Below are 23,031 nucleotides of genomic sequence, written 5' to 3'. Positions count from 1 at the left end.
TATTTGTTAGGGGGATATTAGTCCCCCTTGTTTTATTTTTTCATTTATATTATTATATTTAGATTACAATTTAATGGGTTTATAAATGAAAAAAGTTGTTTATGTTTTTTTGTTATTTTCTTCTTTACTCTTTTGTCAAAATATAGATATATCAAAAAAGGATTTTTATTTTCTTAAAGGTAATATTGGCAATACTCCTATAAGTATGTATTTATATATAGATAATAATAATAATCTTACAGGTAAATATTATTATGATACTATAAAACAGATTACTGATATAAAGGGCGGTATTAATGGAAACACCTTTCATCTTGATGAGAATATTAATGATAGAATAATAGGTTCTTTAGATGGTGAAATTAGCAGTGAAATGGTTTTTACTGGTAATTGGGTTTCGGCTGACAAAAATAATACTTTCAATTTTTCTTTTTCTATAAACAATAATTATCCTATAAATAAAATTAGCTTTATAAATGCAAAATTAAATATCAAAGATGATAATGGAAGTTTTGAATCGAGCAGAGATGCTGTTGTTATAGAAAATAACAAAAACATAAAAGCAATAAACAGAATATCTCTAGACATTGATGATACTAAATCTATAGATGAAGAAAATATAATAACAACGCTCAATAATTTAATTTCATCGCAATATAATACTTGGAAAGAAACTGCATCAGAAAATGATAAGTTTAATATGCAAAGGAATATTGAGGTATCATTTATAGATGAGAAAATAATATCATTTTCTTTATACAATTATTCTTATGCAGGCGGTGCTCATGGCATATATAATTTTCAGCCTAATATATATTTAATATCCACAGGAAAGAGAATTGGTTTAAGCATATCAGAGCTTATAGATGATGTTGCTGATATTGACTTAATTAATTTAATGCGTATAAAACTTACTCAGAATATGTCAGAATCTGATTTCTTTGATTTTAATAGTATTACATTAAGCGATACATTCGATATTACTCCAACGGGTATAAAGTTTATATGGCCTGCCTATAAGATATCAGATTATGCACATGGTATTATTGAAATAGAGTTTAGATATTCTGAATTAAAACCATTTGTAAAACAAGATTCTGTATTTATGTATTTATTTGAATAGGTGAGTTTTTTATGAATGATAAAGATATACACCCTATAATGAAAGAACTTACAAAAGTTACCAAATCTATGCCTATGCCTGTAGTAACAGAAATAAAAATAATTACAAACAGAGATGCTTATAAAATATTAATTTCTACTATGCTTTCTCTTAGAACAAAAGACCCTACAACAAGAGATGCTTCTATGAGGCTGTTTGAAAAGGCAGGAAATGCAAAAGAGATGATAAAGCTTACAGAAGAAGAGATTGCTAAGCTTATTTACCCTGTAGGTTTTTATAATGTGAAGGCAAAAAATATACTTGAAGTTTCTCATATGATTATTGATGATTATAATGGGGAAGTTCCTGATGAGATAGATGAGCTTTTAAAACTCAAAGGGGTAGGCAGAAAAGTTGCTAATTTAGTAGTTACAGAGGCTTTTGATAAAGACGGAATATGTGTTGACACGCATGTACATAGAATATCAAATAGATTTGGTTATGTTCACACAAAGACACCGGAAGAAACAGAGTTTGCATTGAGAGAAAAGCTTCCAAAAGAATATTGGCGAGTTTATAATGACACATTAGTTATTTATGGACAGAACCTATGTAAGCCCATTAGCCCTTTATGCAGTGAATGTACGGTTTCACAGTATTGCGACTATTTCAAGAACAAGAAATAAAATTTTTATATTTTTATTATTTGCAGGGCTTTGCCCCCTGCGAAGCGTGCCCGTAGGGTAGCACCCCACTTCTTTTGCCGATTAGACACCTACTCGGTGGTGACCCAAAGAAGCAAAAGGACTGCATTTTAGCTAAATATATTATTTATATTATATATAAAATACAATTAATATGATTTGTTATGATTCTTTTACTTGCACTTTTTGCAACTTTGACGAAGTCCGCACCGCGAAGGCGGGAAAAAGTTGAATAAAAATAAAAACATAAATTATAGTTATTTAATATATACTAAAAAAATTTAAGTTTTTTGTTTGTGGGGACTAGCCCCCACACCCCCAGTTCTTTTATTGGTATAAAAGAACCAAAAGAACTGCATTTAATAGATTATAGCTTTTTATGTATATCAAAATATAGCCATTGTTTTATATATTCCAAAATATAAAGCTATAGTACTTGCACTTTCGCAAAGCGTACCAAGAAGGCAAAAACTTTGTTACGATAAAACTTGAATAAAACAAAACACAAAAAATATAATTTTTCAAACATATACTAAAAATTATACCCAACTTCAAATTCAAAAGTAAATGGCTTAGCAACAGAATATGTTGAAAGTATTGGGGTCTTATTAAAAATATTTTTAAAATGCATAGAGAATATCAAATGATTAAACCATATAGAATAAAATGATATATTAAAATCATGGAATACTTGAGAATAACGTATAGGTCTGTAATCTGATAAAGGCCTTGGAGTGGAGTAGGTATAGTAAATATTTAAAGATAATGAACTTAATACATCATTTTTAGGTATAAAATCATATCCTAATAATGCTGTTGCTACATGTTCAGGCAGACCTATTTTTGGCAGTTTATCTTTTCCCATATATGCTAACTGATAAGAATATCCTATTTTTGTTTTTATTTTATGATACTCAGCAAAAGGTATATCATAACCTATGCTTGAGCTGACTATATGAGAAGTTGCTGTATCCACATTTTCAGGTACATTACTAAACCAAATTATTTTATTTGTATAGATAGTATATGCATAAGAAGCCTCTATTTTTAGATTGGTTACAGGTTCTAATGTTAATTTGGTGAGTAATTGATTATAGCTTTCTGGAAGCAGCTGAGGATTGCTAAATACTCCATAATAAAGATCATTAAAAGTAGGAGCTGTATAATCACTCATATAACCAAAGTATAATGCATATCCTTTATAAAAATTTAAATTAAATCCGGCATTATATGCCAAATAATTTTTATTTCTTTGGTTTGTAAATATTTCATTTTGATACTCATATTTTATGCTTGGAAGAAATGTAAATATAGGAGTAGCATTGTCCCAATATCCGAAGGAAAGCTGCATTTCATATTTTAATGAAACTGAATGCCTTTGAGGATAATAATAGAAATTAGTTTCTATTGCATTTGTATCTTCTGTGAGAATGTCATATCTATATTCTGGAGTTAATTTGTTATACATTGTGATGGTGTTTGGTATAAATTCGTCCATTCTTGATAGGGAAGTAGTTAAAGCTGCAGCATGTGATTTATAATCTGATACATATTTACCATCTTGAAAATATGGTCTATCTACAAATGAATCAAATAAATATGATAATGTAATATTATAATCTAAAATATCAGAAAAACCATTATATGAAACTGCAGATGTAAGAGTAGTAAAAGTAAACCAAGAATCTGTTTTATTAACAGGCGGAATTTCATATTGTGCTGCAGAGCTTGAATATGATACATTAGCAAATACATTTATAAAGTCTTTATTATTAAATGTGTATTTATAATTGGCAGATGAATTAGCAATAAACTGTCTATTATCTCTAAAATTTCCTTGTACTCTGTTTCCTGATGAATTACTAAAATCATAATAATAATTTCCGTCACTATAATAAGAATCTGCTGTAAAAGTAAACACTTGATTATCGTCAATGTTTCTGGAAAATAGTATAGAAGGTCTTACAGTATTATATGCGCCATAACCTAATGATACCAAAAGTATATCCTGAGCAGGGGTTTTTGTTGTTATATAAATAGAATTACCTATTATCTCTATTTTTTCTATTAAGTTTGAGGGTATCCTTCTTAAGTCGACACCTGCATCAGCATTTCCCTTAGCAGTGTTCATAAGTACGCCATTAACATATATCTTTATATTATCTCCATTAGCTCCAGCAGGATCAACTACTTCATTACCCATATATGTGCCCTTATTAACAAATCCGGGCTGATTTGCTAAAACTTCCTGAGCATTTTTATAACCCATTCTATCAATTTCTTCTGAAGTTATAATACGGCTGTTTGATTTGATAGGACTTTTAGGAAGAGAGGATTGCTTATTTTGATTTGTTTGAGTATTATTTGTTATCTCTACCTGAGAAGTAACCCAAATGCCTCCCTTTAACTCTCTTATTAAATAGCTTTGCGAATACAATATATTTACAGCAAGAAGGAATATAATTAGATATCTCATAATTTCTCAGCCTATTTATTTTTTATTAATTAAATTATTTTTTAAAATTTTCTATAGTAGCATTATGAAGAACATGTTCATTAGACTTCCAATCTTCTTCTGTAGGAGGCTCTTTACCCCAGCAGTAGCCATCATCAATTTTCCATCTGCATCTACATGCAACAACATCCATGGCATAGATATTTGGTTAGGGTTATTATACAATGCCCCTATATAGTTTGTACCTTTAAATTCTATATTTGTAGCATATACAAATTTACCTAAAACAGCACTATTGTTTTCAAAATAAGTTGCTTCTTTATCTGTTGTTCTTGTACTTACTGTTTCGCCCGCAGCTTTAAGAGTTTGATTTGTAAAAATATTCATCCAGTTGCTATGGAAATAGTCTTTTTTTCTTTGGTCTTGCCAGCTTAAATCTAAAATCTTTTTATCTGCTAAAAATCTATAGTTGCGATTTCCAACACCAGTGCTTATTTCTATATCTGTGCCATTACCTGTTGTGCCATCACCTGTTCCTGTATTTTTATTATTTGGATCAGTAGTTGGGTCAGCACATGATACTGCTAAAGCTAAAGACATTAATAGAGTTAATAAGATTTTGATTTGTTTTTGCATAATAATGCTCCTTTATTTTAATTTAATTATTTATTTTAAAGTTTTATATAACCAAAAGGCCACCAATACTTAACCCAATCGCTAGTTTTTTCATCGGGTATTACATTAGCATCACTTCCGCCGCCATACCAAGCCTGTTCAACACCTTCTTCATCTATTATAATAAGTCTGTATCGTATTAGCATTCCAACGCCTGTTTTATTATCCCAATATACCCCAGCTATATAGTTTTTGCCATTATATTTGCATAACATACATCTTTTAAAAACAGTTCTGGCACTTGTTCCGCTTTCCCATTTAGTTTCATAATAGCTTGCATCTTCTCTAAATTCACCTGTTATTGTAGTATATGATGAAGTTTCATATATGATTTTATTTGCAACCATGTTCTTCCATAGTTCTTCAATTTTTGTCTGAGTTATTTCTCCTGAAAAAGACTGATTACCATAATATATAGTTCCTTTGTATCCATTTCCAATTTCTATGCCTGATACGTTTTCTTTGTCTGCTTCTTGTCTGGGGTCTGTTGCTGACTTTTGAGCACATGAAATAGAGATTATTAATATTATGAATATAGTTGTTAGAAATTTGAGTTTATTTTTCATAACAATTACCTTAATTTTTATTATATCATATAATTAAATTTTATCTATAAAATTTATGTATTGCATATTGAATAAACAATATGCAATACAGTTATTTATTTTTTAGTTATAATTTTATTTTGTCTGCGGTACTAAATATGTTCCAAGAGTAAATGCATCATTTGCTTCAGTGAAGACCTCTTTTGCTTTTTCTAGAGTTTCAGTATAATTACCTTTAGGAGCGTCAGCTGAAGGTGTTACATAAGCTTGAGAAATATACAAAGTATTTTCTGTTAAATCACTAAATAAGATAGCATACCATTTATTTAATGCATCAGAAGTCCAAGATGGAGCTACGCTATATGTACCATACATAATTCCTGATTTATTATCACTGTTCCAAACAATTTCTGTTACAACAATAGAATAGCTAACATTTCCACTAGGATCAGGTACAATAAAGTCTACTTTATCATTTCCGTTTTCTCTAATTTGATATACTTCTTTAAGTTCTGGTTGTCTTTCATTATACCAATCTTTGATAAGTAGTGAATAATTTACATTTTGTTTCCAAGCAGGTTTTACTGTTTGATTATTATTATTGTTATTATTGTTATTATTTGGGTCGTTTGGGTTGTTATTAGCACAAGATATTGCTAATATTAATACTGTTAAAAGTGTTAATAAAATTTTGATTTGTTTTTGCATAACAATGCTCCTTTATTTAAATTAATTAAAAGCTATTTTAATAAATGAATAAGTTTTTTATATATTATCCTCTTTTATTGTACTGTTTTTACTGTATAACTATTATAAGTAGCAAATGCTCCGCTTTCTACTGTGAAAGTAGTTTGTGCTTCTTCTAAAGTTTCAGTGTATTGTTTACTACTTAATGAAGCTTCAGAAAAATCTACACTATTTTCAGTTAAATTTTTAAATGCTATCGCATAATATTTTCCAAGTAAATTGTAATCAGAGATATATCCAAATTTACCATACATAATACCTTCAGTGTCAGATATCCAAGTTATTGATTCTATAACCATATTATAATTCATACCATTTACATCTGGATATGTATGATATGAGTTAAGAGAACCAGTATCATTATTCTTATTATCTGTATATTGTAATACCTTTGAGCTTGCTGATGTTGCTGATGTTTCCCAAGTTTTTTGTAACCATTGATAATTAGTCTTATCTTTCCAGTTTGTAGTATCAATAGTTATGCCATTATTATTATTGTTGTTGTTGTTATTATTGTTGTTATTGTTGCTATCGTTATTTGGGTCGCTTGGATTAGTGCAAGATATTGCTAATATCAATACAGTTAAAAGTGTTAATAAAAATTTAATTTGCTTTTGCATAACAATGCTCCTTTATATAAATAAAAACTATTTAATAATAAAGAAACGGCTATCAACCGCTCCTTTATATATTTACTATTTTTTTAATTAAGTTTTAAATATCCGAAAACAAAATTATATTTAACCCAATCACTGGTATTTTCATCTGGTATTACACCAGCATCGCTTCCGCCGCCATACCAAGCATGCTCAGTACCTTTTTCATCTATTATGATAAGTCTATATCTTATTTGCATTCCAACACCTGTTTTATTATCCCAATATATTCCTGCTATATAATCTTTTCCATTCCATTTATAAATTATACATCTTTTAAAAACAGTTCTGGCACTTGCTCCGTTTTGCCATTTAGTTTCATAATAGTTAGCATCTGCTTTAAACTCGCCTGTTACTGTAGTATAGGCAGATGTAGAATAAACTGTTTTATTAGCTACTGATTCTTTATATAATTGTTCAATTTTTGCCTGAGTTATTTCACCTGTATATGATTTATTTCCATAAGACACTGTTTTGATAGTAGCACCAGTATATACTTTACAATCTGAATATTGACTAAAATATCCATTCGCTTCTGTAAATGTTGTTTTTGCCTCTTCTAATGTATCAGTTGATGAAACTCCATCTTGTTTATAAGCACCAGCTATAGAAACACTTTCAGCGGTTAAACTTTTAAATGAAACTGCATAATATTTTCCTACTAATTCTGGGGAAGTTGTATTAGCAGTATATTTTCCGTATATTATGCCTGAAGTATTGTCCGAACCCCAAACTATTTCTTCTACTGTAAAAGAATAACTAACTGTTCCTTTCAAAGAAGAAGAAAATGTTGTTCCATCATAATTGTATGTAGAATCTGTAGATGCTGTATCATACCAGCTTTTTTTTAATAAATTATGATTAGGATTATCTTTCCAAGCAGTATTTATTGGGTCGTTTGGGTTTGTGTTGGCACAGGATACGGCTAAAACCAATACAGTTAAAAGTGTTGAAAAAATTTTGATTTGTTTTTGCATAAAAAAACTCCTTTAAAATTAGGAGCGAATACATAAAAAGTTTATAAGTTTTTAGATAAAACCCATAATATAGTGCACTCGACTCGATTATTATTACAATAAGGCATTCCGACTTCGTTAGTAAAAAATAACTAAGCTTTACGGCTGCGGGCCAGCGTGGGATTTTCACCCTCATTTCCCTTATCGCACAAATAGTATACAGCAAAAAAAATCTATGTCAAGGAATACTGTTTTTTTATCTTCTTTAATATTAATATTATGCTTGACATAGAGCCGTTTTTTTATTATTATATCACAAATATTTTTTATGCCTATTAGTTTTATGGAGAGACTATTGTGATTAGCTATTTTCAAAAGAACAAGAAAAGAAAAAGTATATTAAATAAAATTAAAGAAAAAAGAATAATTATAAATGATTTTTATGTGCCTTTGGGTATAGTTCCTACAGAGTTTTCTAAACCTAAAGAGGGCGTAAGTATAGAATTAAAAACTTCTGAGGATAGCGCTGATATGTATTCTTACAGCATTTCTATATCAGCAAATAGACTTTCAGATTTGTTTCTTAAATTAATAAAATTATTCCCATATTACGCTACTATGGTGATAGAGAGAAAGAGCGAGGATATAAACAGAGAGTTTGATGTGCTTATGAGCGACCCTGATATATCTTTAAGCGAGATTAGAAGGGTGTTTAAAAAATATAATGAGCTTTGGGTGGAATGCGGGTTTGTTGGCTTTGGGGTTATTGATGAGTATAATGATTTTGAGATTTTTATTAATTTAGATAAAGAAATAATTATAAACACTCCTTTTAAAAATATTAAGAAAATCAATAGAATATTAGACTCTTTTAATCTTTTAGATGAGACTCCTGTTTTTATTAGTTCTGATATTCACTGGCATTATTCTTTATCTTCTATAGTGTCTTATGAGAGTTATAGTGAGACTTATGAATATATATTTGATTATTATGATATTATTAACAATTTAAAGCATAGTTTTGGTTTTGCTATAATTAATGATGATGAGAAAATAGATAAAGAGCCTAAATGGTGGAATGTTACTGTTCGCTGTCTTGGAAAGTGTAAGACTGTATCTTTTGTTTCTACATATTATATAGTTGCCAACACAATAGAAGAAATGGAAACTGTGATAGATGAAAAGATGAAAGAGCTGGATATAGAGTATTATTATATATACGACTATTATAATGTTGACCCTAATAATTATCATCATAAAAGCGTAAACTTATCAAACAAAGATAATTTATTTTTTAAGAAAGCACCTTTTGGAATATGGGCAGAGTCTGACATATTTATAAGCAAGGTAAGAGATATTAGTTTATTTTACATAAATAGAAGTTATGAAAGAGCATATTAAAAATCAATTTAAATACTGTCCCTATTGCGGAGAGAAAGATTCTTTTATATATAACGGCGTGAAAATATTTAACTGTTCAAAGTGCGGGAGGAGATATTTTGTCAATCCCGCTTCTGCGGGCGGAATGGTTGTTGAAACACCTAAAGGCATTGTATTTGTTGAAAGAAAGTTTGAGCCTAAGAAGGGCTATATTGATTTGCCGGGCGGATTTTGCGAGCCTTATGAAAAAATAGAAGATGCTGTTAGAAGGGAGCTTTTTGAAGAGACTAACATAAAAATAGATAATATACATTTTCTTATAAGCGGAAGTAATGAGTATATTTATGAGGGTATGATGTATGTTACTACCGATATGTTTTTTTATGCTAAAATAGATTATGTGCCGGATGTAAAGCCTTCTGATGATGCATCTGAAGTGGTGTTTATAAAAAAAGAGAATATTGATTTTGAGAGATTAGCTTTCAAATCATCAGAAGAAGCTTTAAGAGAATATATTAAAATAACTCAATAATTATTATGATAATAAGTGCAAGCAGAAGAACGGATATTCCTTGTTATTACTGTGATTGGTTTTTTGATAGAATAAAAGAGGGGTATTGTTTAGTAAGAAATCCTTTTAATAGTCATCAGGTAAGTAAGATAGATTTGTCGGCTGATGTGGTTGATTGCATAGTGTTTTGGACTAAAGATGTTTCTCCTATGATTGATAAATTATATTTAATTAAAGACTATAAATATTATTTTCAATTTACAATTAACTCATACGGCGAAGATATAGAAAATGTTATTTCAAAGAGAAAAGAGAAGATAATATATTCGTTTAAAAAACTTTCAGAAAAGATAGGAAAAGAAAAAGTTTTGTGGCGTTATGACCCTATTATTTTAAGCGATAAATATAGCCTTGATTATCATAAAAAACATTTTGAATATTTAATAAAAGAGCTTCATAACTATACCCAAAAATGCATAATAAGTTTTGTTGATATTTACAAAAAGATAGAAAACAAAATAAAAGATATAAATATTAAAAAAGATGATGACTCTATTTTTGAGTTAGCTTCTTTTATTAGCGATATTGCCAAACATTATAATATAACTGTAGAAAGTTGTTGTGAGGATTTGCCTAATATTGGTAAAAGTAAATGCATTGATGAGAGTCTTATATCAAAGATAGTAGGATATAATATAAAAGCAAAGAAAGACAAAAATCAAAGGCTTAATTGCGGGTGCGTTGAAAGTATTGACATAGGGGCTTACAACACTTGCTTATCTGATTGTATTTACTGTTATGCGAATAATAAAAATAACATCAAAAACTCTTCTGTATTTTTGGAGCAGTATAAGCAATTAAGCGATTTGTATATTGTTACAGAGAGAAAGTGCTATTCGTTAAAAGAGTAATTTATAGTTTTAATGAATATATACTAAAAATTTTTAAGTTTGTCAATTTTTTGTTGTTCTTTTTCCCGCAGCTCGCACCCATACCTAAAGGTACTTCCTTCGGTCGCCCTGAAGGACTTCCTACGGTCGCAGGCACTTCCTTCGGTCGCGGTGCGGACTTCGTCAAAAGAACCTTATATCCTTCGGATACGCTTCGCGAAAGTGCGAGTGTTTTTAACTTTATATTTTGGAATATATAAAGCTAAAATAATGTTTATATTTTTGTTTATACATAAAAAGCTATACTTAATTAAATGCAGTTCTTTTGGTTCTTTTATCCAATACCACAGGCACTTCCTTCGGTCGTCCTGAAGGACTCCCTTTGGTCGTAAAAGAACTGGGGGTGTGGGGCTAGTCACCGCAGATAATAAAAAACATAAAAATTTAATTACATTTTCCCGCCCTCTAGGCTTTCTGTTTTCTTTTGTTTATGTATTGTTTTTTCTTTTTTTTGTTTTCGCTGTTATGTTAGCCGCCCGCCCAAGATTTTTTTAAATTTAGAATCATACAACGCACGCTAAGCTAAACAAGGTTTCTAAACAAATTAATAATGCAGTTTTTATTATATTTAAAAATCTTTCCACCGTGCGTGCGGTGTGAGTATTTTAACTGCTCTATCATTTTACTTAATTATTGACTTTAATATTATGTTTGTTATAATATTCTAAAATAAGTCTTTAAGGAGAATAATATATTATGAGTTTAAATATAGAAGATAAAGGTAAAGCAAAAGTTGTAAAATTAGAAGGTAAATTAGATGTTAATTTATCTGTATCTATAGAAAGCGAATTAGATGCTCTTATAGAGTCTGGAAATATTAATTTAATTTTAGAGATTTCTAAAGTTGAATATTTAAGCTCAAGCGGAATTAGAGTATTTATTAATATGATGAGAAAAGTAAAAGATAAAAACGGAAGACTTGTTTTAGCTTCAGTACCTGATGTAATAAAGAAAATATTAAAAACTGTAGATTTAGAAGATTTATTTGAAGTTTTTGACAGCGTTGATGATGCTTTAGCTTCATTCTAAAATATTTTGAATGTTTTAAGAATAATGATTTTTTAATTATTATTATAAAAGGTTTATGAAATTAAGGTTATTATTATTACCATTATTTATTTTATTATCCTGTGCATCCAGTCAAAAGAGTGCAGATTCCATTTTTAACAGCAGATCTTTCCTAAGAGAGTATAAAAGATATTCTCTAACTTCCGGAGAGGGTAATCCTGTTTTAGATTCAGTTATAGATAGGGAAGGAACTTGGGTATATTATTCTAGGGAAAATGCAGGAAACACAGATATATTTGCTGTAGATTCTTATACGCTTGAGACTTTTAGACTCACAAGAAGCCCGGGAATAGACTCTTCTGTATCAGTGGACAGTAAATCAAAATATTTGGTATTTTCTTCTACCAGAGATGATGCTTTTGCTGATATTTATTTATACAAGTTAGTTAATCTTGGTATTAGAACTTCAAAAAATAATTTAGAGAACTTAGAGCAAAGTATAGTGAGAATAACAGATTATAAAGGCTATGATACAGACCCAGAAATCTCTCATAATGCCGATATGATAGCATTCGTTTCAGACAGAGAAAATAATATTAAAAAACTCTTTACAGTTAAGCCAAATGGTAAAGAAATAATTAAAAGAGCAGATATAGAAGCCTCTTCTCCTACATTCTCTTTTAATGATAGGCATATTGCTTTTATTACTTCAAAAATAGGAGAGCCTTATTCACAATTAGCAGTAATAGACTTGCAAGCTAACTCCTACATCACAAATGATATTCAAACCAATTTGATGATTTTAACTGATACTAAAACCTTTAAGTTTAATCCGTCATTCTACAACAATGATACTATAATTTATTTTGAAATAATAAACGATACTGATAAAGACGGTAATTTAACATATAATGATAAAAGAAGATTAATGTCTTATTCTTTGTCTACAGGACAATATTATGTGTTAGAAGAAAATACAAGTTTAAGCACATTCAATGTAGCTTATGAATCTGCTTTGGTGGGAAGCTATGTATTAAGTACTTCAGGCACTAGTATAGTAACTATGGGCTCTACCAAAGAATATTTCATTAAAGATGCTAATGCCAATGATATGTATAATACCTTTGTTGCTTTGCCGTATGATAGGAAAGTTGAAGTAATAAAGAAGTTTTCAGAGTATTTCCCTTCAGATGAAGATAGGGGTAATGTATCAAAGGCATATTTCGATGTAATGTGTCAGGCTTATACAAATAAAAATATAGATATTTATAATACTTCAAAAAATGTTCTAACAACGGAATATACCAATACTTTTTACGGATTTTTGGCTTTAAAGATAGATGAAAATTTTGACACTAATGATAATTGGCTTAATGCTTCATATTATACTACAAATGAATCAATTATCACAAGCAATGAAAACATAGTAAATGCTTTATCTTGGGCGGGCTATATATCTGCTAATGAAAAATATAATAGAAATAACACAAATGCTTCAACATTAGAAATTCTAAATAGTATAATAGACTATGACAGCAGCAAAGATTTATATGTATTAATATCAAAATTATATTCTCATTCACTTGAAGATAATAATTATAAATATCCGGCAGATGAGGATTTGTATAATAAACCTTACAGAAGAAAAGATTTAATATTTGCAGACAGACTTGAAATAGCAAAAGATTTTATAAAAGATTCAAAGATTCCTTATCAAACAATAATAGATAATGCACACCCCTATGCACCATTATCTGTAGCAAGCAGGCTTATATATTTAGACGGACTTATACTTGCCAAAAATTATGATGCAGCTACAAATTTATTTCAGCCGTACATGGAATCAAAAAATGATATAATGCTTGCTTTGGGTTATTATGCTAATGCTAAAATATTATTAGACAAAAAAGATGATGCAGCTTATCAATTATTAGTGAATGCTGTAAAAAGCGGAGGCAAAAACTTTGAGCCTACTTATGAAGCAAAAGAATCCAAAAGAATACTTGCCAACTATTATAGAACTTTAGCAGACAATGCTTATAATGAAAGTAGATATAATATTGCTTATGATAATTATCAAGAGGTTTTAGTTTATAATCCTAACGATGCTAATGCTTCTTCGAGAATTATTGAAAGCGGGCTTAGAGCATATAGCACTATAGAATCACTTGAACAGACCATAGCAGAGAGGGAGAGAACTCTTTTATCTACAAGATATTCAGAGCATGCAGCACATGCAGAGCTTGCTAACGCTTATTATTATTTGGCTAATAGATATTACGGCATAGCTATGTCTAAACAATATGACAGCGAAAGGTATGTGCTTAGCGAGAAAAAAAGAGAAGACGGATTTTATTTGTATTTGAATAAGTCTTTTAATACTATAGTAGATAAAGCAGTTTCTTATATGGATTTTGCTATATTCCTTTATCCTGATGAAGAGAATTATTATATAAAAAAGGCTGAAATGCTTACATTTGCAGAAGCCTTAAAGATGCAGGTTCTTCAAAGCGATAAAACATATAAAAGCATAATGGAATTAGTGCCAAGCTATAAAGACAATAATGTAAATAATGATAAATATATAGGCTACAATCAATTAACTCTTCAAACGCCAAATTTGGAAAGTGAAATAATTGACGCCCTTATAATGGCTAAAAGCAAGATAAAAACTAAACCTAATGTTGTATCTATAATGCTTGCAAACTCTTACTTAATAAACGGCAGATACTCTGATGCGGCTAATGAATATAAAGAAGCAGAAACTTTATTAAACAGTGTTGGAAGTGAAAAAAGCAAGGCTTGGTATCATTTCTTTTACGGGTATTCTTTGTGGATGAACAATGATATTAATGGAGCTTATAGAGAATATAATAAAGCAAGAGAGATTTTTGAAAGACTTGGAGACAGTGAAGCAGTATACAAAATAGTAGGCTACACTTCAGTTGCAGCTATTGAACAAAAAGACTACACTAAAGCTATTGAATCATTATTAGAAAGAAATACTATAATTACAAACAATGTAGAGCAAAATGAACTTAATGAACTTCTTATAGCTGCTTGCTACTTAAAACTTGAAGATTATAATAATGCTTTAAAATACTGCGATAATGTGAAGGCAAAAATAGACAGTTTAGATTCTTCTTCATATAATCCTAATTATGTAAGTATTACTTTATATGGTGCTAATATTAATGTTGTAAACTTAGGGCTTGCTTCTTTTGGAGGATATATACCTGGTGAGCCTCTTAATGTCGATAAACAGCAGATGCTCTATTCTATATATCAAGAGCTTTATGAGAAGATGGGTAGATATTCTGAGGCAAGAGAGGCTTTATTTTCTTATAGAAATTATATTATTAAAGATAAGCCTAAAAAATCAATACAGCCTCTAATGCTTTCTACCTACTACAACAATGAAGGTTATTTATATTATAGGCAAGGCTCTGTTTCTAATTCTGTTATCTCTTTTAGAAAGTCTATAGAAGAATACAGAAAAACTCTAAACTCTAATGCTATAAACAATAACCCTAGTTTAATATACGAAAATGCTCAAAACGATGCTAAAAACTATTTGAGCTTATCTTCGCTTTATTTAAGATATTTATCTCAAAATGATTTAACTGCTATGAGAAGAGATTTTTTTATGGAATTATTTACTACTGTAAAAACTCTTCAAGAACTTTCTACAAATAACAGCGTAAGCTCTAAAGACAGATTACTATTATATTCGCATATAGCAGCTTTTCAATATATAATGGCTTTGAAACTTACTGCTGAAGCTAATGATTTAATGCTTAACAGAAAGAAAAATGACGGCTCTTTGGATATGAGCATGCATGATGTTAATGTTCAAAGACTTTATATGCTTAAAAATGCTATAGACAGATATAAATATATTCTTTCATCAAACTCAAACTTCCCTGTGGACTTAAAAACTGAAATAATTATTCTATACAATTTGGCTAAGGCCTATGAGCTTGCGGGCAATATTGAAGAGGCGGCGAGGGAATATATATCTGCTTTTTCTAAGGCTAAGGTTAATGCTTTTGCAGTTGAGGAGATTGCTATACTTACTACTTTAATAGATTTTAGTGAGAAGTATAGAGATATTTATCCGGACAGTCTTGATGAGCCTGTAATGTATGTGTTTAGGATATTGCAGAGATTAAGAGAAAGCGTGTTTATGATTACCTTTGCAGAAGAAAATAACCCTATACTTGAAGAGGCGAGGTATAAAGTAATAGAGTTTTTGGAAGGCAATTATCCTGATGCGAGCATTAATATACTTGCTATGTTTGATGCAATAGACATGCGTAAGGATTTTTTAGATAAAAGACTCTATACACTCGGAGAGAATAACTATTATCTTAGAGATTATTATAAACTATATGAAAAAGCTCTCTATGCTTATCAAAAATATTTGTCTGCAGTAACAGCTAATTATGACAAAAAGCTAGAAGCATCATCTCTAAAAGAAATTACAGAGTATGAAAAAGAGGCTATTAAAACTTTTGAAAATACACCTATAAAACATATAGTAATTTGCGATGTGAAGGCTAGTGATATAGATAAATCAATGCGTAGTGATGAAACTTTAATATGGGATACCTATTTGGGTTATAGATTTGTGAGGGAGAATAAAAAGACTTATTTCTATTATCAAACTAATGACTTAATAAAAACAAAAAATTATGTTACTCATATTGGTGAGAGTCCTATTGTTATGGTTAGTAATGACGCATTTGTGCGAGAGCTTTATGATTCTACCGAATATATGCTTCCTCCAAAGGTTGCTTATGTTGATAACAGATTAATTTCTTTTTACAGAGTTAATAGAAGCGACAGAAAAAACATAGATATGACAGCATCATCTTCTTCTGCGAGCAATTCTCTTCTTACAAATAATGTTAATGCCAACTATTCTTCAAATAATGTAAGAGTGATGCAGGTTAATTATGTAGAAAATAATAATAATGAAGAAAGCACTAATCTATATACTAATAACACCACCCGCTCTGCTAACAGAGTAAGAAAGTTTAGATTTATACCTTTTGAGGATTTATTAACTAACTCCTATGTGCCTTTGGTTGTGGATATTACAGACACTAAAGCTTCTGATATATCAAACTTGATGAAAAAGAATTTCTACATACTTTATGCAGACAAGAAAACTTTTGATGAAAATAAAGAAGTATTAAAAGAAGTTAATAATATAGCATTAGTGGTAGGCAATTCTAATACATATTCAAGAATAATGTTTTATACTAATTATTTCCAAAGACTTGTAACTAATTCTTTGGAAGAGAGCATGAAAGGCTATGACAACAATTTATTTACAGTATACGGAAAGCCAGATAATAGCATGACCACTCTTTCAAATGAAACTTATAATTTCAAAAGCCGTTTACTCTCATCATACAAAAAAACGTCTTCTGTTAGCATGATTTCTAATATTATAAGCTACTCACAATCTCCTAATGAGGTTATGGACAATTATGCTTATTTTATAGAAGATAGATATAATGCAAAAGACACTAACACTGCATACAATCTATCTGAAGACGGATATAAATATTTTGCTTCCTCCTACAGTAATATAAGCGATTCTAATGCCTACTATTTTATGAAGGCGATGCTTCCTGTTTATAGAAGACTCGGAGATGAGGGGGCAGTTAAAGGTGCTAGAAGAGCTTTGCATTTTATGTATCTATACACAAATGAAAATTATCATTTAGTAGATGAATATTTTACACCTCGTACATTGTCAAGATTCTTAAAGTCAGGGGAGACTGTAGAAAATAATGTAAGGTATGTAAATTATATAGCACAGAGAACTAAAGGCACAAACAAAAATAAAATATTAGAAATAGCAGTGCTTTATGATTTGATATATGCTAAAACTCCTTTAGATAAAGTAACAAACTTGCTTACTCTAATGACAAATACAAATCAAATACTCACAGTTGCAAATACCATATTAGATAATAAAACTACAAATGAAGCTAATATATTCTTAACTATGGATTATATTTACGGCAATCAGTATATATTTGAAGCTAATACTATTTCATCATTTGCCAATTTGTTTTATTCGCTTTATAAAGATAAGCCAAGCTATATATACGGACTTCTAAATAAAATAAGAGTGCCTGAGAGCGATTTTAGAAAGAATATTTATAATGCATATAACATATTTAGTAATGAAAACACTAATACTATGTTTATATTCTATTCTTATGAAGATGATAAATACACTTCTTACAGCTATGTTGTGGGTGATAATGAAGTAAAAAAATCTTCCCTTGTATCTATTGACAAATTGAGAAGTAGTTTAACCGCATTTACGAATGCTCCTAATGCCAATGAAAGACTAAAAGCATTAAGAACATTAGAATCTCAAATGCTATCTTCTAGTGTTTCTAAAAATGCTTCAAGGGTGAAGACTGTTTATATTACAGGCTCTTATCCTAATTTATTTACTATACCTTTTGCTTATTTTAATGACTTTAAGAATGCTGATGTTATTAAGATAAGAGAGTTAAAGTACGTGCCTATGGACGTTATTAATATAGGCAGGGCTAATATTAAATTAAATACTCAAACTAATTTTTACACATCATTAGAGAGTTTAGCTGTTGGTTATGCTAATGGAAAAAGAAAAGTGCCTCTTACTCACTATATAGGAATAGACACCAACTACAATAAGCCTTATAATAAAGAAGATATATTCTTATCTCCTGCTAAAAATGCTGATATATTCAGATATTTAAGAGATAGAAATAATAATAAATTAATGTTTACATACAGCACAGATTTATCGGGAGATTATTATACTGCTATGAAGTATTTATATATGAACTTTAATAATGGCGTTATAGATTCTTATAGATATATAAAAAATAATGCTGTAAGACCTAATATTATTAATGCTTCAGATATGAATACTTTATTTAAGGGAAGCTATACTTTATTTGACTACATACTTCCTGGCATACCAAAATAAAAAGCATATTTTTAAGATAAAAACATAATTACACTTGCAAAAAATTATATTTGTTCTATACTTAACTATATATAAATATCATAAAAAGTAATATTATATTTAATAATATATAGGAGTATCAATGGACTTATTAGCACATATTTTAGCAACAGAAAACGATGAGAAGTTTATTAAAAGCCTGCTTTCAGAGCTTTTTACCAAGGACGAGCAAGATATGATTCAGCAAAGGCTTAGGATAGTCACCCTGATCAGGAGGAAGATGCCTCAATATGAAATAGCAAAAAGCTTAAATGCAAGCCTTTGTTCCATTACAAGAGGAGCTAAGGAGTTAAAAAAACAAGATAGTGCTTTGGCGGTTATAGTTGATAAATACCTAATGAATAATAAAGAGTTTCAAGAATCATTAAACAAATCATAAAAATAATAAACTAATCTCATCTGCATAATTAAAATAATTTTCTTTTATAGATAAATATTCATCTGTTATAAGGAAATAAATTTTATTGTCTTTTATAATTGATGAATATTTGTCTATAAAATTTTCTTTAAATATATTATTATAATTATTTATATCTATGCCCTTTACAGTTCTCAAAGAAAGAAATATAAACTCTTTTTTTTGTGTTTCTTTATCTATATATTCTGTTTCTTTAATAGGTTTTTTATTTTGTTTAATATATTCAATATAGTCTTTTATGTTTTTTATATTTTCATATCTTTCGCTGTTGTAGTATCCTACAGCAGAAGCACCTAGACCTAAATAATTTTTTAGTTTCCAGTAGTTTGAATTATGTATTGACTCATAATTATTAATAGCATAATTTGATATTTCGTATCTTATAAAGCCCAAATCTCTTAATGTGTCTGAGGCTATTTTGTAATATTCTACACTTTCCTCTTCTTTTGGCAGATAATCCCTCCATTTCTCTTCTAATGATTTTGTAAGCTCCAAATAGTAAAGCGATATATGTTTTGTTTTGGGGAGTATTTCTAATGCTTTTAGAATGTCTTTTTTTGTTTGAAGCTTATCATTTAGGGGAAGTCCCGATATAAAGTCAAGAGAAATGTTATTTATAGCAGATGCGTTTAAGAGTGTTAGGGCATTAACTATCTCGCCTAATTCTGTGCGTCTGTTTATAATAGACAAAGATTTTTCATTGAATGTTTGAAGGCCTAGGGATATTCTTATATTCTCTACACTTTCTAAAAAATTAATATATTCACTGTTTATATCATTAATGTTTGACTCTATTGTTATTTCTTTTATTAGTTTTATGTCTTGATAATTTTTGAGAATATTTAATATGTTGTCTAGCAAATATTTTAGTAAATTAGCGTTAAATACTGAAGGAGTGCCTCCTCCAAAGTATATTGTATTTATTTCTTCATTATAATCTTTTATTCTTAGTTTTAATTCTAATATAAGTGCTTCTATGTAGTTTTTATATATTTCTATATTATTCATATTAACGACAGAATAAAAATTACAGTAACTACATTTGTATGTGCAAAAGGGTATATGTATATAAAGACCTGACATTAGTTTAAGAAATCTTTAAGAGAGTTATATCTTTTGGAGTGCATTTTTTTAAGAGCCTTTTTTTCTATCTGTCTTATGCGTTCTTTGGTGAATGAATACTTCTCTCCAACCTCTTTTAATGTCTTTTTCTCTTGGTCAAGACCGTATCTTGCATTGATTATCTCTTTTTCTATATCAGAAAGCTCTTCCATAGCGATTTTTAACTCTTCAGTAAGCTCTTTATCAGATAATATGTCTTCTACAGTTTTGCTGTTTTTATCTTCAACTACATCAACTAATCTGTCTTTAACGCCGTCCATATTAAAATCTTTTTCAAGCGACACATATTCATTATTCATAGCCATAATATTTCTAATTTCTCTAGGCTCTTTTTTTAATATAGAAGCCAAATCATCAACATCAGGCATATGACCAGTTTTATAGCAGCATTGATGAACAGCCCTCTCCAAATCCACCAAATCCATAGCCTTATTTAAAGGAAGCCTTATAAGTCTTGATTTTTCATTAATAGCCCTTAGTATGCTCTGCCTAATCCAATAAACCGCATAAGAAATAAAATGATATCCTTTATCAGGGTCAAACCTATCAGTTGCTATTATAAGCCCTAAATTTCCTTCGCCTATTAAATCTTCTAAAAGCAAACCGCTGTTTTTATACTGCTTAGCAATGCTTATTACAAACCTCAAATTGCTTCTTATAAGTTTAGCCCTAGCCTGAGAATCGCCTTTTTTTAGCCTTTGAGTTAATTCTATTTCCTCTTCCCTTGTGAGAAGTTTTTCTCTTTTAGCGTCTGCAAAATATAAGGATATATTATTATTTTCTTCTAAATTAGTCCTTGTTCTACTATTTGGCATTAATTTTAGCTGTCCTTTATAAATATCTCTTAGCAAGATCATGTACAACAGAATGGTTAAATGAATGTGAAGATTTATTAGCTTGCACCTTTCCTATTATAGGTCTTCCTAATATATACAAGTCTCCTATTATATCCAAAATCTTATGTCTTACAAACTCATTATCGAAATGAAGTTTTGTATTAATTACCTTTCCATCACAAAGAAGTATATGGCTTCCTATCATTCCGCTTCCAGCCATACCCATCTTTTGAGCATAATCAATATTATCTATAGTGTTAAAAGACCTCGCCCTTCCCACTTCATCAGTAAACTGCTTAAAATTATCAAACTTGTATGTATACTCCTGAACTCCAATGCTGCCAGCAAAGTCTATACGCAAACTCACCTCAAGACCATTGTATGGAGAAAGTATTATATAAGTTTCATTATCATTCACATTTCCATAAGTGAGAGTTTCATCTATCACTATAGGCTCTATATAATCATCCTGCTCAACAAAACCCGCCTCTTTCAAAGCATCGCAAAATACCAAAGCAGAACCATCAACATTAGGAACTTCTCCGTCGCATTTTACTATTAAATTTGTTATGCCCATCATATGAAGTGCTGCCAAGAAATGCTCGGTTGTTTTTATATATCTGTTTCCTGCAACTAATGCTGTAGAGTTTACCGCACCTGATTTATCTTTTGAAAGTATGTTGGTGTGGTCTAGTTTTATTTGAGTGTTTGTATTAATATCCACAAAAACTATGCCGGTATTTACTTCTGCAGGCACTAAAGTAAGTGCTGTTTTTCTTCCTTCCATTAATGCAAAACCGCTTATTACTATACTTTTAGCAATAGTTTTTTGCTTTACTTTATATTTGTTATTAGATTTATGATGATGAGTATTTATATTGTTTGAAGCATTATTATTAGTTTGAGCATTTTCTTTTTTAAATACTTCATCGCAGGAAGATAATAATTTACTAATGCTGATAGGTTTCTCTAAAAAGTCATAAGCACCCATTTTTGTAGCCCTTACCGCAGTTTCCACCCCAGCATGCCCGCTCATCATAATGACATTAGTATTAGGATATTTATTTTTTATATTTGATAATATATCCAAACCATCTACATTAGGAAGCCATACATCTAAAAATACTAAATCTACTTTTTTGTCATTAAATGTTTTTAAAGCCTCATCATAGCTCTTGGCAATATCAACATCATATCCTTCATCTTCTAATACATTTTTGCATGCATTTAAAATATCTTCTTCATCATCTATTATTAATACATTATTTTTCATCATAATTCAATTTTCCTACTCCAAATATAATATTATATTAATAACATAAAATCAATATATTATATACATAAATTGTTTAGGAGTATGAGATATTGGACATTTTTTAGTATAAAAAAAGCAGTATCCTTGTTATAATATTTTGAACATAAAACAAATAAAAAGGATGCTACTATGAAAAAAGATTATAGCACAGAATTTAAATTATTTATAGTGGATGAAGCATTAGAAACTAAAAATATTAAAAGATTTTTAAAGATAGAAGAAATACCCAAATCTACTTTTTATGCTTGGCTTAAAAAATATAAAGACACTGGAACTGTCGCCAATTTTAGCACTAGACCAAAAACTTCCCCAAATATCTTTAATAATCAAGAAGCTATTAATTTAATTATTAAACTCTATACTAAAGAATATCGAGGTAAGCATTATATTAAAGCATATTTAAATCGTGAAGGCATTAAGATAGGTGTTACAGCTATAGAGAATGTACTAAAAAGAAATAATCTTTGGAGATATAAAACAAAAAAGAAAAAGAAGCGATATGATAAACGAAAATTTGTCTCTAAAATACAAAAAGAAGGCAAAATAGTTCAAATAGACACTAAATATATCAAATTAGGCAGAAAAACAGTTTATCAATTTACTTAG

The 23,031-nt window shown here is 29.3% G+C and carries 19 protein-coding genes; 9 read left to right on the top strand and 10 right to left on the bottom strand.

Annotated features, from left to right (window positions below):
* Window positions 1-85: 85 nt before the first annotated feature.
* Together EPJ72_RS06955 and EPJ72_RS06950 are read left to right on the top strand one after the other, a co-directional pair.
* Window positions 86-1,123 carry a PdaC/SigV domain-containing protein gene (locus EPJ72_RS06955; RefSeq protein WP_147731473.1) on the top strand — a complete coding sequence of 346 codons (1,038 nt, stop codon included), beginning with the start codon at window positions 86-88 and terminating at the stop codon, window positions 1,121-1,123.
* An 11-nt stretch (window positions 1,124-1,134) separates the two neighbouring features.
* Complete coding sequence (locus EPJ72_RS06950; RefSeq protein WP_147731472.1) at window positions 1,135-1,788, top strand: endonuclease III domain-containing protein; 654 nt, start codon at window positions 1,135-1,137, stop codon at window positions 1,786-1,788.
* A 550-nt stretch (window positions 1,789-2,338) separates the two neighbouring features.
* On the opposite strand, the gene EPJ72_RS06945 is transcribed toward EPJ72_RS06950, so the two are convergent.
* The 6 genes from EPJ72_RS06945 to EPJ72_RS13455 form a co-directional block, all read right to left on the bottom strand.
* Window positions 2,339-4,282 (bottom strand): TonB-dependent receptor plug domain-containing protein, encoded by a 1,944-nt coding sequence (locus EPJ72_RS06945; protein ID WP_147731471.1) that lies wholly within the window; start codon window positions 4,280-4,282, stop codon window positions 2,339-2,341.
* A gap of 51 nt (window positions 4,283-4,333) precedes the next feature.
* Complete coding sequence (locus EPJ72_RS06940; RefSeq protein ID WP_242004951.1) at window positions 4,334-4,897, bottom strand: hypothetical protein; 564 nt, start codon at window positions 4,895-4,897, stop codon at window positions 4,334-4,336.
* 35 nt (window positions 4,898-4,932) lie between these two features.
* Window positions 4,933-5,502, bottom strand: a complete 570-nt coding sequence (locus EPJ72_RS06935; protein WP_147731470.1) for a hypothetical protein — start codon at window positions 5,500-5,502, stop codon at window positions 4,933-4,935.
* Window positions 5,503-5,616: 114 nt separating this feature from the next.
* Window positions 5,617-6,189: a hypothetical protein gene (locus tag EPJ72_RS06930; protein WP_147731469.1), complete on the bottom strand. Its 573-nt coding sequence runs from the start codon at window positions 6,187-6,189 to the stop codon at window positions 5,617-5,619.
* 74 nt (window positions 6,190-6,263) lie between these two features.
* Complete coding sequence (locus EPJ72_RS06925; protein WP_147731468.1) at window positions 6,264-6,848, bottom strand: hypothetical protein; 585 nt, start codon at window positions 6,846-6,848, stop codon at window positions 6,264-6,266.
* Between the two features lie 83 nt (window positions 6,849-6,931).
* Window positions 6,932-7,861, bottom strand: coding sequence for a hypothetical protein (locus tag EPJ72_RS13455; RefSeq protein WP_242004950.1), 930 nt, complete (start codon window positions 7,859-7,861; stop codon window positions 6,932-6,934).
* A gap of 336 nt (window positions 7,862-8,197) precedes the next feature.
* On the opposite strand from EPJ72_RS13455, the gene EPJ72_RS06915 reads away from it, so the two are divergent.
* The 3 genes from EPJ72_RS06915 to EPJ72_RS06905 are packed head-to-tail and all read left to right on the top strand — an operon-like array spanning window position 8,198 to window position 10,642.
* A complete protein-coding gene (locus EPJ72_RS06915) occupies window positions 8,198-9,241 on the top strand; it encodes a hypothetical protein (RefSeq protein ID WP_147731467.1) in 1,044 nt (347 codons plus the stop codon).
* Entirely contained in the window at window positions 9,225-9,752 is a 528-nt protein-coding gene (locus EPJ72_RS06910) for an NUDIX hydrolase (protein WP_147731466.1), read from the top strand. Before EPJ72_RS06915 ends, EPJ72_RS06910 begins: the two co-directional genes overlap by 17 nt.
* Before the next feature lie 5 nt (window positions 9,753-9,757).
* A complete protein-coding gene (locus EPJ72_RS06905) occupies window positions 9,758-10,642 on the top strand; it encodes a DUF1848 domain-containing protein (RefSeq protein ID WP_147731465.1) in 885 nt (294 codons plus the stop codon).
* 1 nt (window position 10,643) lies between these two features.
* Here the strand turns inward: EPJ72_RS06905 and EPJ72_RS13035 are convergent, their stop codons facing one another.
* Entirely contained in the window at window positions 10,644-10,808 is a 165-nt protein-coding gene (locus tag EPJ72_RS13035) for a hypothetical protein (RefSeq protein WP_158636889.1), read from the bottom strand.
* 569 nt (window positions 10,809-11,377) lie between these two features.
* Between EPJ72_RS13035 and EPJ72_RS06900 the strand changes: the two genes are divergently transcribed.
* The 3 genes from EPJ72_RS06900 to EPJ72_RS06890 all read left to right on the top strand — a co-directional run bounded on the left by EPJ72_RS06900 (window position 11,378) and on the right by EPJ72_RS06890 (window position 19,113).
* The gene (locus EPJ72_RS06900) at window positions 11,378-11,710 is read left to right on the top strand and encodes an STAS domain-containing protein (RefSeq protein ID WP_147731464.1); all 333 of its coding nucleotides are present in this window, start codon (window positions 11,378-11,380) and stop codon (window positions 11,708-11,710) included.
* A gap of 55 nt (window positions 11,711-11,765) precedes the next feature.
* Entirely contained in the window at window positions 11,766-18,695 is a 6,930-nt protein-coding gene (locus EPJ72_RS06895; RefSeq protein WP_147731463.1) for a PD40 domain-containing protein, read from the top strand.
* Window positions 18,696-18,816: 121 nt separating this feature from the next.
* Window positions 18,817-19,113: a Trp family transcriptional regulator gene (locus tag EPJ72_RS06890; protein ID WP_147731462.1), complete on the top strand. Its 297-nt coding sequence runs from the start codon at window positions 18,817-18,819 to the stop codon at window positions 19,111-19,113.
* Here EPJ72_RS06890 and hemW read toward each other — a convergent pair.
* Genes hemW through lpxC form a run of 3 tightly spaced genes read right to left on the bottom strand, consistent with a single transcriptional unit; the run spans window position 19,108 to window position 22,386 of the window.
* The gene (gene hemW / locus EPJ72_RS06885; protein WP_147731461.1) at window positions 19,108-20,235 is read right to left on the bottom strand and encodes a radical SAM family heme chaperone HemW; all 1,128 of its coding nucleotides are present in this window, start codon (window positions 20,233-20,235) and stop codon (window positions 19,108-19,110) included. The genes EPJ72_RS06890 and hemW overlap by 6 nt on opposite strands.
* A complete protein-coding gene (locus EPJ72_RS06880) occupies window positions 20,235-21,089 on the bottom strand; it encodes a sigma-70 family RNA polymerase sigma factor (RefSeq protein ID WP_147731460.1) in 855 nt (284 codons plus the stop codon). The genes hemW and EPJ72_RS06880 overlap by 1 nt, the downstream gene beginning before the upstream one ends.
* Window positions 21,090-21,105: 16 nt before the next feature.
* Window positions 21,106-22,386: a UDP-3-O-acyl-N-acetylglucosamine deacetylase gene (gene lpxC, locus EPJ72_RS06875; RefSeq protein WP_147731459.1), complete on the bottom strand. Its 1,281-nt coding sequence runs from the start codon at window positions 22,384-22,386 to the stop codon at window positions 21,106-21,108.
* Between the two features lie 168 nt (window positions 22,387-22,554).
* Here lpxC and EPJ72_RS06870 point away from each other — a divergent pair, with 168 nt between their 5' ends.
* Window positions 22,555-23,031 (top strand): transposase, encoded by a 477-nt coding sequence (locus tag EPJ72_RS06870; RefSeq protein ID WP_147731458.1) that lies wholly within the window; start codon window positions 22,555-22,557, stop codon window positions 23,029-23,031.

Source organism: Brachyspira pilosicoli, from assembly GCF_008016535.1.
Classification (GTDB): domain Bacteria; phylum Spirochaetota; class Brachyspiria; order Brachyspirales; family Brachyspiraceae; genus Brachyspira; species Brachyspira pilosicoli_A.
The sequence above is the reverse complement of the archived record's forward strand: the minus strand, read 5'-3'. Positions and strand labels throughout refer to the sequence as shown.

Coding starts and splice junctions, on each gene's coding strand:
- EPJ72_RS06955 (WP_147731473.1), top strand. CDS start 86: ATGAAAAAAGTTGTTTATGTTTTTTTGTTATTTTCTTCTTTACTCTTT.
- EPJ72_RS06950 (WP_147731472.1), top strand. CDS start 1,135: ATGAATGATAAAGATATACACCCTATAATGAAAGAACTTACAAAAGTT.
- EPJ72_RS06945 (WP_147731471.1), bottom strand. CDS start 4,282: ATGAGATATCTAATTATATTCCTTCTTGCTGTAAATATATTGTATTCG.
- EPJ72_RS06940 (WP_242004951.1), bottom strand. CDS start 4,897: ATGCAAAAACAAATCAAAATCTTATTAACTCTATTAATGTCTTTAGCT.
- EPJ72_RS06935 (WP_147731470.1), bottom strand. CDS start 5,502: ATGAAAAATAAACTCAAATTTCTAACAACTATATTCATAATATTAATA.
- EPJ72_RS06930 (WP_147731469.1), bottom strand. CDS start 6,189: ATGCAAAAACAAATCAAAATTTTATTAACACTTTTAACAGTATTAATA.
- EPJ72_RS06925 (WP_147731468.1), bottom strand. CDS start 6,848: ATGCAAAAGCAAATTAAATTTTTATTAACACTTTTAACTGTATTGATA.
- EPJ72_RS13455 (WP_242004950.1), bottom strand. CDS start 7,861: ATGCAAAAACAAATCAAAATTTTTTCAACACTTTTAACTGTATTGGTT.
- EPJ72_RS06910 (WP_147731466.1), top strand. CDS start 9,225: ATGAAAGAGCATATTAAAAATCAATTTAAATACTGTCCCTATTGCGGA.
- EPJ72_RS06905 (WP_147731465.1), top strand. CDS start 9,758: ATGATAATAAGTGCAAGCAGAAGAACGGATATTCCTTGTTATTACTGT.
- EPJ72_RS06900 (WP_147731464.1), top strand. CDS start 11,378: ATGAGTTTAAATATAGAAGATAAAGGTAAAGCAAAAGTTGTAAAATTA.
- EPJ72_RS06895 (WP_147731463.1), top strand. CDS start 11,766: ATGAAATTAAGGTTATTATTATTACCATTATTTATTTTATTATCCTGT.
- EPJ72_RS06890 (WP_147731462.1), top strand. CDS start 18,817: ATGGACTTATTAGCACATATTTTAGCAACAGAAAACGATGAGAAGTTT.
- hemW (WP_147731461.1), bottom strand. CDS start 20,235: ATGTCAGGTCTTTATATACATATACCCTTTTGCACATACAAATGTAGT.
- EPJ72_RS06880 (WP_147731460.1), bottom strand. CDS start 21,089: ATGCCAAATAGTAGAACAAGGACTAATTTAGAAGAAAATAATAATATA.
- lpxC (WP_147731459.1), bottom strand. CDS start 22,386: ATGATGAAAAATAATGTATTAATAATAGATGATGAAGAAGATATTTTA.
- EPJ72_RS06870 (WP_147731458.1), top strand. CDS start 22,555: ATGAAAAAAGATTATAGCACAGAATTTAAATTATTTATAGTGGATGAA.